Genomic DNA, 15,410 nt, shown 5'->3' with positions numbered 1-15,410 from the left:
CAGGTCACCCAGCCTTGGGTTTGCCAGTAGTCTGGCGTGCTGAATTACTGATAATTCACGGTCAGCGAGGCGCTCGCCAGTGCGTGGAAATGCACATTAAAGCCGACCATTGCGCCACTGGCGCCTTCATCTACTTCAATCGTCTCCACATCCAGCGCATGCACGGTGAAAATGTAGCGATGGGTTTCGCCCTGTGGCGGCGCCGCGCCACCGTAGCCCGCCTGACCGAAATCGGTACGGGTCTGGATTGCGCCTGCTGGCAGTGATGCTTTGCCGGAACCGGCACCCTGCGGCAGTGACGTCGTGCTGGCCGGAATATTCGCCACCACCCAGTGCCACCAGCCGGAACCGGTCGGGGCATCAGGATCGTAGCAGGTCACCACAAAACTTTTGGTACCCTCTGGTGCCGCTTCCCAGGCAAGATGGGGAGAGATGTTCTCGCCCTGATAACCCATGCCGTTGAAAACATGCTTTTCAGGCATCTTCTCGCCGTCATTAAAATCCTGACTAAAAACGCGCATCACATCTCCTTAATTGTCGATGAATAGCCTGTCATCATAACCAAAAGCGCCGTCAGTGCCAGCGATCAGCCCGCTTCAGGCGGCAAAATGTTGAGAATGCTCCAGCGCGCCGCCAATCGCCTGCACCAGCCTGCTCAGCGCCTGCGGCGTGATGATGTAGGGTGGCATCAGGTAGATCAGCCGGCCAAAAGGCCGGATCCAGACGCCCTGTTCAACAAAGAACTGCTGCAGCGCCGCCATATTAACCGCCTGATGGGTTTCCACTACGCCAATCGCGCCCAGCACGCGCACATCGGCCACCTGCGGTGAACTGCGCAGCGGCAGCAGCTCAGCCCGTAACTGCTGTTCGATCGCCGCCACCTGGCGCTGCCAGTGACCTTCCGCCAGCATGGTCAGGCTCTCCGCCGCGACCGCGCAGGCCAGCGGATTGCCCATAAAGGTCGGGCCATGCATAAAGCAGCCCGCCGCGCTGCGACTGATGGTGTCCGCGACCTCGCGGGTAGTCAGAGTCGCCGCCAGCGTCATCATGCCACCGGTCAGCGCTTTGCCGACGCAGAGAATATCCGGGGTAATGCCCGCATGCTCGCAGGCGAAGAGTTTGCCGGTACGGCCAAACCCGGTGGCGATCTCATCTGCAATCAATAGCACGCCATAGCGATCACAGGCTTCCCGTACCTGCTGCAGATAGCGCGGATGGTAGAAACGCATGCCGCCCGCACCCTGCACAATCGGCTCCAGAATGACGGCTGCCAGTTGCCGGTGATGCTGTTCTATCAGCCTGGCAAAATCATCGAAATCAGGCTGGTGCCATTCATCATCAAAGCCGCAGGCCGGGGCCGCCGCAAAGTGATGCTCGGGCAGATAGCCGCGCCACAGGCTGTGCATCGAGTTCTCGGGGTCGCACACCGACATCGCTGCAAAGGTATCGCCGTGATAGCCGCGTTTCAGCGTCAGGAACTGCTGACGCGTCTCGCCACGCCCCAGCCAGTACTGCAGCGCCATCTTCATCGACACTTCCACCGCCACCGAGCCTGAATCGGCCAGGAAGACGCACTCCAGCGCCTCAGGCGTCATCGCCACCAGCTGACGGCAGAGCGCCACCGCCGCCGGATGGGTAATGCCGCCAAACATCACGTGCGACATCTGTGTGACCTGCTCTGTCAGCGCCCGGTTCAGGCGCGGATGGTTGTAACCGTGGATCGCCGCCCACCACGAGGACATCCCATCCACCAGCTCACGGCCATCGGCCAGTTTCAGCTGAAAACCCTGTGCGGCGACCACCGGGTAGCAGGGCAGCGGATCCTGCATGGAGGTGTAGGGATGCCAGATATGCTGGCGGTCAAAGCGGGCATCGTCTGAGGAGAAAACGGGGATAGTCATCGGAGTTGTAAACCAAAATAAAAAAATATAGTTTACAAGTATAACCCTGCTTTTCGTCGGGATGACACCCTTTTTGGAGTAAGTAATGGCTCAACGCTGGACAATTGCACAGGCGCAAGCGCTGTTTGATCAACCTTTTCTTGAACTGATGTTTAACGCGCAGCAGGTGCATCGGCAGCACTTCGATCCGCGCCAGGTGCAGGTCAGTACCCTGCTGTCGATTAAAACCGGTGCCTGTCCGGAAGATTGTAAATACTGCCCGCAGAGCGCGCGCTACAAGACCGGCCTGGAGTCGGAGCGTCTGATGGAAGTGGAAGAGGTGCTGACCTCAGCGCGTCAGGCCAAAGCCGCCGGTTCAACCCGTTTCTGCATGGGTGCCGCGTGGAAAAATCCGCACGAGCGCGATATGCCCTATCTGGAGAAGATGGTGGAAGGCGTGAAGGCAATGGGAATGGAAACCTGCATGACGCTGGGCACGCTCAGCGACGACCAGGCGCAGCGACTGGCGGGCGCAGGTCTCGATTTCTACAACCATAACCTCGACACCTCACCGGAATTCTACGGCTCCATCATCACCACCCGCAGCTATCAGGAACGTCTGGATACGCTGGGCAAAGTGCGCGACGCCGGCATCAAAGTCTGTTCGGGTGGCATTGTCGGTCTGGGCGAAACCGTTAACGACCGCGCCGGTCTGCTGGTGCAGTTAGCCAACCTGCCAACGCCGCCGGAGAGTGTACCGATCAACATGCTGGTGAAGGTTAAAGGTACGCCGCTGGCGGATAACGATGATGTGGAACCGTTCGATTTTATCCGCACCATCGCGGTGGCGCGCATCATGATGCCGACCTCGCATGTGCGCCTCTCAGCGGGCCGTGAGCAGATGAGTGAGCAGACCCAGGCGATGTGCTTTATGGCCGGGGCGAACTCGATTTTCTACGGCTGCAAACTGCTGACCACGCCGAATCCGGAAGAGGATAAAGACCGTGTGCTGTTCCGCAAACTGGGTCTTAACCCGGAGCATACTCACACTCAGCACGGCGATCAGCAGCAGGAGCAGCAACTCAGCGAGCAGCTATTCCATGCCGACACTGAACAGTTCTACAACGCGGCGCTGTAATGGGCTGGCAGCAACGTATCCGTCAGGCGCTGACGCAGCGCCGGGCGGCCGATGGCTGGCGGCAGCGACGGGTGATCGATCAGCAATCGACCCGCACGCTGCACAGCGGCGGCCGCAGCTATCTCCACTTCTCCAGCAATGATTATCTCGGCTTAACCCAGCATCCGGCGGTGATTGCGGGCTGGCAACAGGGCGCGGCGCAGGCGGGCGCAGGTGCCGGTGCTTCAGGGCATGTCACGGGTTATCACCGTCAGCACGCCGATCTTGAGGCGCAGCTGGCCGACTGGCTCGGCTACGACCGTGCGCTGCTGTTTATCTCTGGCTTTGCGGCCAATCAGGCGGTCATTCATCTGCTGGGCGAGAAAAACGATCGCATCCTGGCCGATAAACTCAGCCACGCCTCGCTGCTCGACGCCGCCAGCCATAGTCCGGCACAGCTACGACGTTTCCATCACAACGCGCCGGAGAGTCTGGCAGCCCGGCTCGCCTCTCCCTGCGAGGGCGAAACGCTGGTGGTGACGGAAGGTATTTTCAGCATGGATGGCGACAGTGCGCCGCTGGCCGCCCTGGCGCAACAGACGCGCCAGGCAGAGGGCTGGCTGCTGGTGGATGATGCGCACGGCATCGGCGTAGTGGGTGAGCAGGGGCGCGGCAGCTGCTGGCAGCAGGGCGTTAAACCGGAACTGCTGGTGGTCACCTTTGGCAAAGCCTTTGGCGTCAGCGGTGCCGCGCTGCTGTGCGACGCAGCCACCGCCGACTATTTTCTGCAGTTCAGCCGACATCTGATCTACTCCACCGCGATGCCCGCGGCGCAGGCGAGCGCGCTGCAGGCGGCGCTGCGTGAAGTTCAGCAGGGCGATGCCCTGCGGCAGCAACTGCAACAGAACATCGGGCATTTCCGGCGCGGTGCGGCCTCGCTGCCGTGGCAACTGATGGACTCCGGCAGCGCGATTCAGCCGCTCCTGGTGGGCGAAAATGGCGATGCGATGGCGCTCTCCCAGCGGCTGGCTGAGGCGGGCTGCTGGGTCAGCGCGATCCGGCCACCGACCGTGCCGCCGGGGACGGCCCGGCTGCGCATCACTCTGACCGCGGCTCATCGCCCCGAGGATATTGACCGGTTACTGGAGGCGCTGCATGACGCTGCGGGTTGACAAGCAGGCGGTGGCACGCGCCTTTGGCCGGGCGGCCAGCCATTACGATGCCCATGCGGCGCTGCAACGCCTCAGCGGCGATGCCCTGCTGGCACTGGCGCCCGCACAGAGCGGTCTGCAGCTGCTGGATGCCGGTTGCGGCACCGGCTGGTACAGCAGGCTGTGGCGCGAACGTGGCAAACAGGTAACGGCTCTGGATCTCTCTCCGCAGATGCTGCAACAGGCGCGGGACAATGACGCGGCGCAGCACTATCTGGCCGGTGATATCGACGCGCTGCCGCTGGCGGATAACACGATTGATCTGGTGTGGAGCAACCTGGCGGTGCAGTGGAGCGAGGATCTGCCCGGCGCGCTGAGCCAGTTCCGGCGGGTGCTGCGGCCCGATGGCACGCTGCTGTTTTCCACTCTGGGCGACGGTTCGCTGCAGGAGGTTCATGAAGCCTGGTCCCATCTGGATGCGCTGCCTCACGCCAACCGCTTTCTCAGCGAGCCGCAGATTGCGGCGGCCTGCCACGCAGAGCACCTGCGCTGTACCTCAGAGGTGGTGACCCTGCATTTTCCCGATGCGCTCAGCGCCATGCGCTCCCTGAAGGGGATTGGCGCGACCCATCTGCACCAGGGGCGTGACGGGCAGGTATTAACCCGACAACGGCTCAACCAGTTAGAGGCGCACTGGCCGCGCGATCGGCACGGCTATCGCCTGAGTTACCATTTAATCTATGGAGTAAGTGCATCATGAAACGCCTGTTTATCACTGGCACCGACACCGAGGTCGGTAAAACCGTGGCCAGCGGCGGGCTGCTGCAGGCGGCCGCCGCAGCGGGCTATCGCTGTGCGGGCTATAAGCCGGTTGCCTCAGGCTGTGAGATGACGTCAGAGGGCATCCGTAACAGCGATGCGCTGGCGCTGCAGCGCTACAGCAGCGTGCCGTTAACCTATCAGCAGGTCAATCCACTGGCGTTTCTTGAGCCGACTTCGCCGCACATCGTCAGCGCCGAAGAGGGCAGGCCGATTACCCATCTGGCGCTGTCGGCGGGTCTGGCGGCGCTGCAACCGCTGGCAGACTGGATTCTGGTCGAGGGCGCGGGCGGCTGGTATACCCCGTTGTCGGAGACGCACACTTATGCGGACTGGGTGGTCAGCGAAAAGCTGCCCGTGATTCTGGTGGTGGGGATTAAGCTCGGCTGCATCAATCACGCCATGCTCACCGCTGACGCGGTGCGGGCAAGCGGCCTGCCGCTGGTGGGCTGGATCGCCAACACCGTCGAACCGCCGGGTAAACGCTATCAGGAGTATCTCACCAGCCTGAAAAACAGGTTACCTGCGCCCTGTCTGGGCACCATCCCGTTTCTCACCGATGCGGCGCAGCAGGCGTCCTGTGGTCACTACCTGACGTTGCCGGAGTAACCGCGTAGCCTGGCTATTTTATTTGTCGTGCTGAATCCGGGCAGTGCTCACCATCCTCACGCGCTGTGCACACGCTCCGGTGGTTCTGCGCGCTCCGTCTTCAGCCTGCCTGCAACACTTACGCCCGGTGGGGCAGGCGCTGAATGTCAGGCCACCGTCAGCCATTTATCGACGGTGTGGTCATCAAGCTGTTCCATGCTGCCCTGCGCCACATTGCGGCCGCGGTGCAGCAGCAGGAAATAGTCCGCCACGCGACGGATCAGCGACAGGCGCTGCTCCAGCAGCAGGATGGTCAGCCCGTAGTCGAGGTTAAGCCGACGGATCAGATTGCCCATCTCCTCTTCCAGCCACGGCGACATCCCGTCGGTCGGCTCATCCAGAATCAGCAGTTTGGGCTGCAGCACCAGCGCGCGCGCCAGGGCCAGCTGTTGCTGCTGATCGATCGGCAGATCGCCACTGCGCTGCTGGCGCAGAGAGTAGAGCGCCGGGAAGAGGTCGAATACCATTTCGGGAATGGCGCGATGGCGGTCGCGCTGGCTGGCACCCGCCAGCAGGGCAATCAGCAGATTATCTTCCACGCTCATCTGGGTAAAAATATGGCGGCCCTGCGGCACATAGCCAATCCCCATCTGCGCCCGCTGTTCAGCCGGTTGCAGCAGCAGATCTTCCGGCGGCGAGCCATCCTCTTTCCAGGAGATAGAGCCGCTGTTAATCGGCAATCTGCCCATGATGCAGTTCACCAGCGTGGTTTTGCCCATGCCAGGACGGCCCAGAATGCCGGTGCAGGTGCCAGGCGACAGATCCAGGTCCACATCCCACAGAATATGGTTTTGACCGTAAAATTGATTTACCGAACGTAAACTCAGCATCTGACACTCTCCTTCCCGATCGTTAGCCTGATTGCTTCCGCGCTCTGTCGTCTGGCAAACAAGTCATCAGCAACGGCAGCCTCGCCATTGCAGCACAGTGCGCGTTCCGCGCGGTGACGCTACTGACTCCTGCAATTCCCAGGCCAGATCTAAAAACGGCCCTGTTTCCTGCTGCAGCGCCACGTATCAGGGATGAAAGGTGAGAAAAACTTATCAATTCCCCACGGTGACCACGCATCTGCACTTTTGCAGTGCCCTGGAGCGCTGTTTCTGGTGCAGACGTACTGTAACGTGGCAGGAAGTCCGATTAAGAATCTTAGTATGAGGCGTGCAAATTTGCGTACGACACCCGGTGACAGATTAAAATTGCAGAATAATCCGTCAGCAGGCGACGCGAAATTTAACGCAAAAAAAATTATTTTCACGGTAGTGAGAAGGCAGGGAAAAATTATACACAGCAGATGGCGTCGGGGCTGCCATCACTTATCCACCATTCCTGTGGATAACCTTGTGCATTAGGTAATGAAAACCAGTTGGAAGCGAGGAAATACGCGGCCTGGTAACATAATGACGAGAATCTGGCCTCATAGCCTTATGTCAGTAAAATCAGTTGCTTATCAAAAAACAAGCCTGAGAATTATCTGTCAGGTAACCGTACTGTAATTTTGTGACACTCTATTGACAAATGTTAAATCAGATCCCTGCCTGGGGATAACATTGCGCAACATGCTGAGCGATAACGCTGCCAGCCTGCAGGGACATCAGGTGCCATCCTGCTGGCGTTAACATTGCACCAATACTGTTTTTATATCCAGTATTATTTTCTGGCAAAATCACCATAGCAGAGTAAAATAAGTGCCTGCCCGCCGACTTCTCCAGCAGGAACTGCATTCATGAGCAAAGCCTTTAAATTGAACTCCGCCTTTAAACCTTCGGGCGACCAGCCTGAGGCGATACGTCGCCTGGAAGAGGGGCTGGAGGATGGACTGGCCCATCAGACCTTATTAGGCGTAACCGGCTCCGGTAAAACGTTTACCGTCGCCAACGTGATTGCCGACCTCAACCGTCCGACCATGGTGCTGGCGCCCAACAAGACGCTGGCCGCCCAGCTCTATGGCGAGATGAAAGAGTTTTTCCCGGATAACGCCGTCGAGTTTTTCGTCTCTTACTACGACTACTACCAGCCTGAAGCCTATGTGCCGAGCTCCGACACCTTTATCGAAAAGGATGCGTCGGTGAACGAACATATCGAACAGATGCGTCTGTCGGCCACCAAGGCGCTGCTGGAACGGCGCGATGTCATTGTGGTGGCATCGGTTTCGGCTATCTACGGTCTGGGCGATCCCGATCTCTATCTGAAAATGATGCTGCACCTGACCCGCGGCATGATTATCGATCAGCGCAGTATTCTGCGCCGTCTGTCAGAGCTGCAGTACACCCGCAACGACCAGGCGTTCCAGCGCGGCACCTTCCGGGTGCGCGGCGAAGTGATCGATATCTTCCCGGCGGAGTCGGACGATATTGCGCTGCGCGTCGAGCTGTTTGACGAAGAGGTTGAGCGTCTGTCGCTGTTTGACCCGCTGACCGGCCAGATCGATTCGGTCGTGCCGCGCTTTACCATCTACCCCAAGACGCACTACGTGACGCCGCGTGAGCGTATTCTGCAGGCGATGGAAGATATCAAAGTCGAGCTGGCGGACCGCCGCCGGGTGCTGCTGGAGAACAATAAGCTGCTGGAAGAGCAACGCATTACTCAGCGTACCCAGTTTGACCTGGAGATGATGAGCGAGCTGGGCTACTGCTCCGGCATCGAGAACTACTCACGCTACCTCTCCGCACGCGGACCGGGCGAAGCGCCGCCGACGCTGTTTGACTATCTGCCCGCCGATGGCCTGCTGGTGGTGGATGAGTCGCACGTGACCATTCCGCAGATTGGCGGCATGTACAAAGGCGACCGGGCGCGTAAAGAGACGCTGGTGGAGTACGGCTTCCGCCTGCCGTCGGCGCTGGATAACCGTCCGATGAAGTTTGAAGAGTTTGAGGCACTGGCACCACAGACCATCTATGTTTCGGCGACGCCGGGCAAATATGAGCTGGAAAAGTCGGGCGACGAAGTGATCGATCAGGTGGTGCGTCCTACCGGTCTGCTGGACCCGATCATCGAAGTGCGTCCGGTCGGTACCCAGGTTGACGATCTGCTGTCAGAAATCCGTCAGCGCGTGGCGATCAACGAACGTGTACTGGTGACGGTGCTGACCAAACGCATGGCGGAAGATCTCACCGAATATCTGTCTGAGCATGGTGAGAAGGTGCGTTATCTGCACTCTGATATCGACACGGTAGAGCGTATGGAGATTATTCGCGACTTACGTCTGGGCGAGTTTGATGTGCTGGTGGGCATTAACTTACTGCGTGAGGGGCTGGATATGCCGGAAGTGTCACTGGTGGCGATTCTCGATGCGGATAAAGAGGGCTTCCTGCGCTCCGAACGCTCGCTGATTCAGACCATTGGCCGTGCGGCGCGTAACATCAACGGTAAGGCAATTCTCTACGGCGATAAAATCACGCCGTCGATGGCGCGCGCCATTGAAGAGACCGAGCGCCGCCGTGAGAAACAGCAGCTGCACAACGAAGAGAATGGCATCGTGCCGCAGGGCCTGAATAAGAAGATCACCGATATTCTGGAACTGGGCAAAAACGTGGTGAAAACCCGCGGCAAAGCGAAACCAGCCCGTCCTGGCGAAGCCCAGGCGCTGGCCGATTTCCAGCTGTTAACGCCGCAGGCTCTGCAGAAGAAGATCCACGAGCTGGAAGGGCAGATGCAGCAGCATGCGCAGAACCTGGAGTTCGAACAGGCGGCCAACGTGCGCGATCAGCTGCATGAACTGCGAACGCTGTTTATTGCGGCCTCGTAGCGCCGTTAAAGCCCTGAATGGCATGTTCCAGCGCCACCCGTAACAGCTGGCGGTCGTGACGATATTGGATATCGGCGGCCTCCAGCGGTTCACGGACAATCAGCCGGTTTTCAATGCCACGGGTGTCCACCGCCGGGCTGACGACCAGCGCATCAATCACCCGCTTGCCGATATAACGCTCCATCATCTGCAGCTTGTCAGCCACTGAGAGACTGGCGGCGGCAGGACTCAGCTCGCGGCCCAGATTGCCGATAAACACCATAGTGGCAGGCGTGCGACGCAAGGCCTGCGCCATCTCTTCCATCAGCAGAATCGGCATCAGGCTGGTGTAAAAGCTGCCGGGTCCAATCAGGATCAGATCCGCTTCACCAACCGCCTGCAGCGCTTCCCGCGTTGGCTGGACGTTGGGATGCAGCATCAGCTCCTGCGGCGGCTGCTTCATCTCGTCAATTGCGGTTTCGCCATAAACCATGTTGCCTTCAACATCCATCGCCACCAGATCCACCGGCTGCTCCGACATCGGGATTAAAAAGGCGTCGACTTTAAGCAGGTTACGGATGATGTTGATCGCTTCCAGCGGACGAACGCTGAGATGATCCAGCGCCCGCAGCATCAGATTACCCAGGTTGTGTCCGGCCAGTTCGCCATTACCGGCAAAACGGTACTCAAACATCGCCGAAGCGACGCTGGGTTCTGCAATCAGCTGGTTAAGGCAGTTACGCATATCGCCCCAGGCGATACCACCTTCTGAGCGACGAATACGGCCGGTTGATCCGCCGTTGTCGGTGGTGGTGACGATGCCGGTGAGACGCGAGCCCAGCGGGGAAAGGGCAGACATGACGCGGCCTAAACCGTGTCCGCCTCCCAGTGCCACAACGCGATCAAGATCGGCCAGAGTGCGATTCATACTTCTCCTTAATATCCGTTCGCGTGGCGTGGCTCTAATCGCTAAGCCCGCGCGGATGACTTACGTCAAAATCTGGATCGCATTTTAACGTATCCTGTCGCGAAAATGCGGTGAAAATTCGATATGTATAAGAATATATAGCGAAAACAGCAAATGGAAGAGTGACGAAAATCACGCTACCATCATGCTTACCGCGCTGATCAACGGGTCAGCGTACACTCAAGCCTGAATGCCTACGTCTGCGGATAGGGGGTTCAGGCCGTAGCCATCGAGCTGCCAGGGTGCAGGAAGAAATGACTGCATCTCCCAATCTGGAAAGGTGTTCTGGTGTCACAATTTACTGATGCATACGCGCGTAAGTTCTATTACCTGCGCCTGTCGGTCACGGATGTCTGTAATTTCCGCTGTACCTACTGTCTTCCTGACGGCTACAAACCGCAGGGAATTCGTAACAAAAGCTTTCTCTCGCTGGATGAAATCCGCCGCGTCACGCGGGCCTTTGCCGCTGCCGGAACGGAAAAAGTGCGGCTGACCGGCGGTGAGCCGTCGCTGCGCCGTGATTTCACCGACATCATTGCGGCGGTGCGCGAAAACGCCTCCATTCGCCAGATCGCGGTAACCACCAATGGCTACCGGCTGGCGCGTGACGTGAAACAGTGGCGTGACGCGGGGTTAACCGCACTCAACGTCAGCGTCGACAGCCTGGATGCCCGTCAGTTTCACGCCATTACCGGTCAGGATAAATTCCATCAGGTGATGAGCGGTATTGATGCTGCCCTCGACGCCGGTTTTCGCCAGGTCAAAGTCAACAGCGTGCTGATGCGCGATCTCAACAGCCGTAATCTGGCTACGTTCCTCGACTGGATCCGCACCCGTCCGATTCAGCTGCGCTTTATCGAGCTGATGGAGACCGGCGACGGCGGCACGCTGTTCCGCGATCAGCACGTTTCCGGCATGGTCATCCGCGATCAGCTGATCGCCCAGGGCTGGCAGCGTCGGGAGAGCGGACGCAGCGACGGCCCGGCGCAGGTCTTTTACCATCCCGATTATGTCGGCGAGATTGGTCTGATCATGCCCTACGCCAAAGATTTCTGTGCCAGCTGCAACCGTCTGCGCGTTTCGGCGCACGGTAATCTGCACCTATGCCTGTTTGGTGACGGCGGTGTGCCGCTGCGCGATCTGCTGGCGTCAGACGACCAGCAGGCCGAACTGCAGGCGCGCATCGCCAGCAGCCTGGGGCAGAAAAAGCAGACGCACTTTCTGCATCAGGGCAACACCGGCATCACACAGAATCTCTCTTACATTGGCGGCTAATTTCAGGAGGCAGTATGGGTAAACCAGCCAGCGAATTTCAGGCAGTGCAGATTGCGGTGATGACAGTGTCAGATCGTCGCGATGCCAGTGACGATACCTCCGGCGACTATCTGCGCGAAGCCGCAGCCGAAGCGGGGCATGAGGTGGTCGATCACGCCATCGTGCCGGATAATCTCTATCGTATTCGCGCCACCGTGTCGCGCTGGATCGCCAGTGAAGATGTTCAGGTCGTGATTATTAATGGCGGAACCGGCTTTAATCTGAAAAACAGCACGCCGGAAGCGCTGCTGCCGCTGTTTGACCGCGAGATTGATGGATTTGGCGAACTGTTCCGGATGATCTCCTATGAAGAGATTGGCGGTTCGACATTGCAGTCGCGCGCGATTGCCGGTCTGGCTAATCAGACGCTGATCCTGGCCGTGCCGGGTTCCACCAGCGCCTGCCGCACCGCCTGGGAACGCATTATCGCTGACCAGCTTGATGCGCGCACCGCGCCCTGTAATTTTGTCTCACATCTCAAGAAACGGTAAGTATGTCTCAACTCACACACATTAACGCCGCGGGCGAAGCGCACATGGTGGATGTCTCCGCCAAGGCGGAAACCGTGCGCGAAGCGCGGGCAGAAGTGCTGGTGCTGATGCAGCCGGAAACGCTGCAGATGATTATCGAAGGCAGCCACCACAAAGGGGATGTCTTTGCCACCGCGCGCATCGCCGGCATTCAGGCGGCGAAACGCACCTGGGAACTGATTCCGCTCTGTCATCCGCTGATGCTGAGCAAAGTGGAAGTGAACCTGGAGGCGGAACCGGACCACAGCCGGGTCCGCATCACCACGCTCTGTCGCCTGACCGGCAAAACCGGCGTGGAGATGGAAGCGCTGACGGCCGCATCGGTTGCCGCGCTCACCATCTACGACATGTGCAAAGCGGTGCAGAAAGATATCGTTATCGATCAGCTGCGCTTAATCAGCAAGAGCGGTGGCAAAAGCGGCGATTTCCAGGCGGTCGCGCATGATTAAGGTGCTGTTTTTCGCCCAGGTCCGTGAGCTGACCGGCACCTCATCGCTTGAGGTCGGTGCTGATTATCCGGATGTGGCCGCGCTGCGCAGTGCGCTGGCAGAACGCGATGACCGCTGGGCGCTGGCGCTCGAGTCAGGCAAGCTGCTGGCGGCGGTTAATCAGACGCTGGTGCCGATGAGTCACCCGCTGCACGCCGGTGATGAAGTGGCCTTCTTCCCGCCCGTGACCGGAGGCTAAGATGGAAACGCAGATTCGCGTCGGCCCCGCGCCCTTTGATATGGCGGAAGCGTATCGCTGGCTGGCGGCCTGTGATGAAGATGGTGCTGTAGTGACCTTTACCGGCAAAGTCCGTAACCACAATCTGGGCAACGACGTCGCGGCACTGACGCTGGAGCACTATCCCGGCATGACCGAAAAAGCGCTGCAGGAGATTGTTGATGCGGCGCGCGAACGCTGGCCGCTGCAGCGCGTCACGGTGATCCATCGCGTGGGCGAACTGTTTCCCGGCGATGAAATCGTGCTGGTGGGCGTGACCAGCGCCCATCGCGGCAGCGCCTTTTCCGCTGCAGAGTTCATTATGGATTACCTGAAAACCCGCGCGCCGTTCTGGAAGCGAGAAGCGACAGAGCAGGGCGATCGCTGGGTGGATGCCCGCGACAGCGACCACCAGGCGGCTCAGCGCTGGGACTAAGCTGCATTAACGGCTTAGCGGGCAAAGGCGTCTGCGTCCGCTGAGCCGTTAACCGCAGACACGCCGCTGCCCGCATCACCAGGCATCACGACGCTCAGCGCGGGATTAAGGCTGCTTTAGCTGCTCAGCCGGACCAAAACCGGTCTGACCGTGGCTGTGTTCGCCGCCGCCGGCGGTGCGCTTCAGCTGAATGACTTGGCCCTGTTGCCAGGCATTGGCACCTGCCGCGGCAGGATGCGCCACGATATCCGCACGCTGGGCGCGGATCTTTTTGCTGTCGACGTCAAAACGACGATCGCGGTCCGCCAGCAGTCGCGAGTCCATCTGACCATCCTCCGTAAAGCCCATCATCAGCGCCGGAATGCCGATCGGCAGCGTTTTGTCGCGATCGGTGTGCCAGGTGTGCCAGGTTTTCCCGTAGGTGTTCACAATGCGCTTCATCAGGGCGTGGTCGGCGGCTTCCGGTAAGCCTGGTGCAATCAGCGTGCCCGATTTCACCTCATACTGATGGCTGTGCCAGAGCTTCTTTTCTTCGGGCGGCAGGGTGTTAAACAGCCGTTCGCTGATAATGTACTCCACGCCCATCAGCCGTGCATCACGCGTATTGCCGTCGTAAATCACCGCCTGCATCACATCGTCATTCAGCACGGTGACATAGTGGTGCGCCTCCATCTGACCGTTCTTATCGCCGTTATAAAAATGGAATCCGTCGAGATAGGTGTTGATGGCGTCGATGGGCGGACGTGACTGCATCACGCTGGCGCCGGTCTCCAGCACCTTAAGCGAGGAGGAGGTGGGGGCGCCCGGCGATTTTACCTGGGCAGGCGTATTATTGGCGCCGCAGCCGGTTAATAACAGGCTGAACGCCGCAACAGGCCAGAGTTTAAACATCGTAAGTTCCTTTAACGGTAAAAAAGATAACCTTAGTTCAGTTCTCGCCTGCCTGTGAAACTCTGGCAATGGTAGAGTAGAGCTTTGGTTCATTCTGAGGACAGGCATGTCATCCACCCCGATTCTGCAACGTCTGACACTGGTCGCCGCACTGGTGCTGGCAGGTTGTAGCAGCAAGAAAACCCCTGAGGCGCCGGTGCGGCAGCCTGAAGATGTCAAAGCGCAGATCCAGCGGCTGCTGCCGTCGCACGTCAGCAATAAAGCGGCGTGGAGCGACGATATCTACACCACCTTCCGCACTCAGCAGATCGATCCCAGCGCCAGCAACCTCTGCGCGGTGATCGCCGTGGCGGATCAGGAGAGCAACTTCAGCGCCGAGGCCGCCGTGCCGGGTCTGCCAAAAATCGCCTGGGGCGAGATCAACCGCCGTGCGGCGCAGGTGCACGTTCCGGCATTCCTGGTGCGTACCGCGCTGCAGATCAAATCGCCTACCGGTGAAAGCTACGCCGCCCGACTGGACAAAGTGCGCAGTGAGAAAGAGCTGAGCGCTATTTTCGATGACCTGATCGATATGGTGCCGATGGGCCAGACGCTGTTTGGTAATCTCAATCCGATCCACACCGGCGGGCCGATGCAGGTCAGCATTGCGTTTGCCGAAGCGCACGCCAAAGGCTACCCGTGGCCGATCGATGGCACCATCCGGCGTGAAGTCTTCACCCGTCATGGCGGGATCTACTTCGGGACGATGCACCTGCTCGGCTATCCGGCTGACTACAGCCAGCCGCTCTACCGCTTTGCCGACTACAATGCGGGCTGGTATGCCAGCCGCAATGCGGCCTTCCAGGCGGCGGTGTCGCGCGCCACCGGCATGAAGCTGGCGCTGGATGGCGATCTGATTCTTTATGGATCGGATGCGGCGGGCGGCACCGAACTGGCGGTGCGCACGCTGTCGAAGCAGATCGATATGAGCAACAGCGACATTCGCCGCGATCTGGAGAAAGGGGAGAAAGCGTCGTTCAGCGACAGCGAACTCTGGAAACAGGTCTTTACCCTGGCGGATAAAATGGCGGGTCGAAAGTTACCGCGTGAAATGCTGCCGGGCATCAAGCTGGAAAGCCCGAAAATTACCCGTAATCTCACCACGGCGTGGTTTGCGCAGCGTGTCGACAGCCGTTATCAGCAGTGCCTGTCGCGACGTTAAGCGGCATGTTGTGGCGCAGTTGAGCTG

General features: G+C 59.3%; 16 protein-coding genes and 1 riboswitch. Of the genes, 11 read left to right on the top strand and 5 right to left on the bottom strand.

The features are described 5' to 3' along the window. Positions 1-44 precede the first annotated feature (44 nt). Both ACXKZD_RS13655 and bioA read right to left on the bottom strand, forming a co-directional pair. A complete protein-coding gene (locus ACXKZD_RS13655) occupies positions 45-521 on the bottom strand; it encodes a kinase inhibitor (RefSeq protein WP_013357177.1) in 477 nt (158 codons plus the stop codon). Positions 522-596: 75 nt separating this feature from the next. Continuing rightward, entirely contained in the window at positions 597-1,901 is a 1,305-nt protein-coding gene (gene bioA, locus ACXKZD_RS13650) for an adenosylmethionine--8-amino-7-oxononanoate transaminase (protein ID WP_064689960.1), read from the bottom strand. An 85-nt stretch (positions 1,902-1,986) separates the two neighbouring features. Here bioA and bioB point away from each other — a divergent pair, with 85 nt between their 5' ends. The 4 genes from bioB to bioD are packed head-to-tail and all read left to right on the top strand — an operon-like array spanning position 1,987 to position 5,576. Further along, positions 1,987-3,018: a biotin synthase BioB gene (gene bioB / locus ACXKZD_RS13645; protein ID WP_031593833.1), complete on the top strand. Its 1,032-nt coding sequence runs from the start codon at positions 1,987-1,989 to the stop codon at positions 3,016-3,018. Next, positions 3,018-4,169, top strand: coding sequence for an 8-amino-7-oxononanoate synthase (bioF, locus tag ACXKZD_RS13640; protein ID WP_033771178.1), 1,152 nt, complete (start codon positions 3,018-3,020; stop codon positions 4,167-4,169). Before bioB ends, bioF begins: the two co-directional genes overlap by 1 nt. After that, entirely contained in the window at positions 4,153-4,908 is a 756-nt protein-coding gene (bioC, locus tag ACXKZD_RS13635; protein ID WP_031593835.1) for a malonyl-ACP O-methyltransferase BioC, read from the top strand. Before bioF ends, bioC begins: the two co-directional genes overlap by 17 nt. Continuing rightward, a complete protein-coding gene (gene bioD / locus ACXKZD_RS13630) occupies positions 4,905-5,576 on the top strand; it encodes a dethiobiotin synthase (RefSeq protein WP_336998930.1) in 672 nt (223 codons plus the stop codon). The genes bioC and bioD overlap by 4 nt, the downstream gene beginning before the upstream one ends. A 146-nt stretch (positions 5,577-5,722) precedes the next feature. Here the strand turns inward: bioD and ACXKZD_RS13625 are convergent, their stop codons facing one another. After that, positions 5,723-6,445: an ABC transporter ATP-binding protein gene (locus ACXKZD_RS13625; RefSeq protein ID WP_010260222.1), complete on the bottom strand. Its 723-nt coding sequence runs from the start codon at positions 6,443-6,445 to the stop codon at positions 5,723-5,725. Between the two features lie 893 nt (positions 6,446-7,338). On the opposite strand from ACXKZD_RS13625, the gene uvrB reads away from it, so the two are divergent. Beyond that, positions 7,339-9,360, top strand: coding sequence for an excinuclease ABC subunit UvrB (uvrB, locus tag ACXKZD_RS13620; protein ID WP_010260230.1), 2,022 nt, complete (start codon positions 7,339-7,341; stop codon positions 9,358-9,360). Here the strand turns inward: uvrB and ACXKZD_RS13615 are convergent. After that, positions 9,344-10,267: a gluconeogenesis factor YvcK family protein gene (locus ACXKZD_RS13615; protein ID WP_010260233.1), complete on the bottom strand. Its 924-nt coding sequence runs from the start codon at positions 10,265-10,267 to the stop codon at positions 9,344-9,346. The two genes, uvrB and ACXKZD_RS13615, sit on opposite strands and share 17 nt — an antisense overlap. Before the next feature lie 204 nt (positions 10,268-10,471). Then, a riboswitch (molybdenum cofactor riboswitch) is annotated at positions 10,472-10,605 on the top strand. Here ACXKZD_RS13615 and moaA point away from each other — a divergent pair. From moaA to moaE, 5 genes are all read left to right on the top strand, one after another. Continuing rightward, positions 10,595-11,581 (top strand): GTP 3',8-cyclase MoaA, encoded by a 987-nt coding sequence (moaA, locus tag ACXKZD_RS13610; RefSeq protein ID WP_022626014.1) that lies wholly within the window; start codon positions 10,595-10,597, stop codon positions 11,579-11,581. (Overlaps the previous riboswitch by 11 nt.) Before the next feature lie 14 nt (positions 11,582-11,595). Then, complete coding sequence (gene moaB / locus ACXKZD_RS13605; RefSeq protein WP_022626013.1) at positions 11,596-12,111, top strand: molybdenum cofactor biosynthesis protein B; 516 nt, start codon at positions 11,596-11,598, stop codon at positions 12,109-12,111. 2 nt (positions 12,112-12,113) lie between these two features. Beyond that, complete coding sequence (gene moaC / locus ACXKZD_RS13600; protein ID WP_010260240.1) at positions 12,114-12,599, top strand: cyclic pyranopterin monophosphate synthase MoaC; 486 nt, start codon at positions 12,114-12,116, stop codon at positions 12,597-12,599. Beyond that, positions 12,592-12,837 carry a molybdopterin synthase sulfur carrier subunit gene (moaD, locus tag ACXKZD_RS13595; protein WP_022626012.1) on the top strand — a complete coding sequence of 82 codons (246 nt, stop codon included), beginning with the start codon at positions 12,592-12,594 and terminating at the stop codon, positions 12,835-12,837. Before moaC ends, moaD begins: the two co-directional genes overlap by 8 nt. 1 nt (position 12,838) lies before the next feature. After that, the gene (gene moaE, locus ACXKZD_RS13590) at positions 12,839-13,291 is read left to right on the top strand and encodes a molybdopterin synthase catalytic subunit MoaE (protein WP_010260246.1); all 453 of its coding nucleotides are present in this window, start codon (positions 12,839-12,841) and stop codon (positions 13,289-13,291) included. 105 nt (positions 13,292-13,396) lie between these two features. Here moaE and ACXKZD_RS13585 read toward each other — a convergent pair whose 3' ends face one another. After that, complete coding sequence (locus ACXKZD_RS13585; protein WP_010260249.1) at positions 13,397-14,182, bottom strand: OBAP family protein; 786 nt, start codon at positions 14,180-14,182, stop codon at positions 13,397-13,399. Between the two features lie 106 nt (positions 14,183-14,288). Here ACXKZD_RS13585 and ACXKZD_RS13580 point away from each other — a divergent pair, with 106 nt between their 5' ends. After that, a complete protein-coding gene (locus ACXKZD_RS13580) occupies positions 14,289-15,383 on the top strand; it encodes a DUF1615 domain-containing protein (RefSeq protein ID WP_010669679.1) in 1,095 nt (364 codons plus the stop codon). Positions 15,384-15,410: the final 27 nt, after the last annotated feature.

It is taken from the genome of Pantoea sp. ABR1s (assembly GCF_057812235.1).
This window is presented reverse-complemented; position numbering and strand designations above follow the sequence as displayed.